This window comes from Mycetohabitans sp. B8 (genome assembly GCF_021991875.1).
Classification (GTDB): domain Bacteria; phylum Pseudomonadota; class Gammaproteobacteria; order Burkholderiales; family Burkholderiaceae; genus Mycetohabitans.
On sequence record NZ_JAHLKR010000033.1, the window covers coordinates 1 to 1,088 of the forward strand.

Annotated in this window: 2 protein-coding genes; one reads left to right on the forward strand and one right to left on the reverse strand. The window is 57.2% G+C overall.

Annotated elements, in window-relative coordinates; translation table 11 throughout:
- On the forward strand, window positions 1-596 hold a 596-nt coding region (locus tag KQH60_RS14540; RefSeq protein ID WP_237577120.1), incomplete at its 5' end, for a transposase.
- Window positions 597-854: 258 nt separating this feature from the next.
- Here the strand turns inward: KQH60_RS14540 and KQH60_RS14545 are convergent.
- Window positions 855-1,088, reverse strand: a 234-nt coding sequence (locus KQH60_RS14545; RefSeq protein ID WP_237577121.1) for a hypothetical protein, incomplete at its 5' end; no start/stop codon positions are given.

A 1,088-nucleotide genomic window follows, 5' to 3' on the forward strand; every position in this document is an offset into this window, starting at 1 on the left:
GTTTCGATCATAGGACGTTTGCCAAGCGGCTAGCGAGCGGCAAACTGGTTTGTCATGATGGCACGCCGCTGCCCAGCGAGTTGCATGAACGACTGTTACGCGAGGCGGCCCGCCTGGCACTTGCCGAAGAACAACTCGCGGCACTTGAGCGCACACTGCAAGAACGTCTACCGGCACCTGTACGTGAACGGATCGCTTATCTTACGCACCTCAAAGGTGTAGGCCATATCGGGGCATCGCGCCTGATGCTTGAGTTGTTCTGGCGCGAGTTTGGTAACCGGCGGCAACTGGGCGCCTGCGTAGGCCTGGTCCCGCAACCCTACGATAGCGGACAGAGCCGGATTGATCAGGGGATCAGCAAGCAGGGAAATAGGCGAGTGCGAACCCAGCTCATCGAGATGGCCTGGTGCTGGCTGCGCTATCAGCCTAGCAGTGCGCTGGCGCAGTGGTTCAACAAGCGCACGCAGGGCACTGGCGCCAATCGCCGCGCGCGGCGCATTGCGATTGTCGCGCTTGCCAGGCGGTTAGTGATTGCATTATGGCGCTACCTTAAAGACGGCGTGATTCCACAAAGCGCTCAGTTCAAAGGGATATGAGTGGGCATGGCTCATCGCTGTAGGGTCAACGTCTATTGGAGGGGCTGAACTGGGATATGCCCGTAGGGCCGACGGGTTGCTGAATGTAACCGATCATTAGATGGGGTATATCCACCGGACCAGAATGTCCGGCGTAGCGCGCATACAGATGAGGCCGGCCAAATCCGGCGGATAGAAGTGGGTGAGAGGTGAATGTCTCACGTGCGCACAATCGGCTCGACCCCACCCTAACGCGCGTTGATATCGCTTGGCTAAAACTCAAGGTATCTGCTTATGGATTTTTTCCTTGCACAAAACTCTTGACAACTTTCTGCTCATAGAAGTCGGCCCTGCAAAATTCAAAATTTGGATGAGAAGTTCCGTGCGAGGGAAGTGAAACAGAACAGGTCGTGGCGCAGCGCCAAAGCGAGCGCAGCCACCAAAGCACAAGGCGGGCTTGATGCCCAATCGGGTAATGGCGCGCAGCAGCCAGCGCAGGTTATAGCCTGTCGA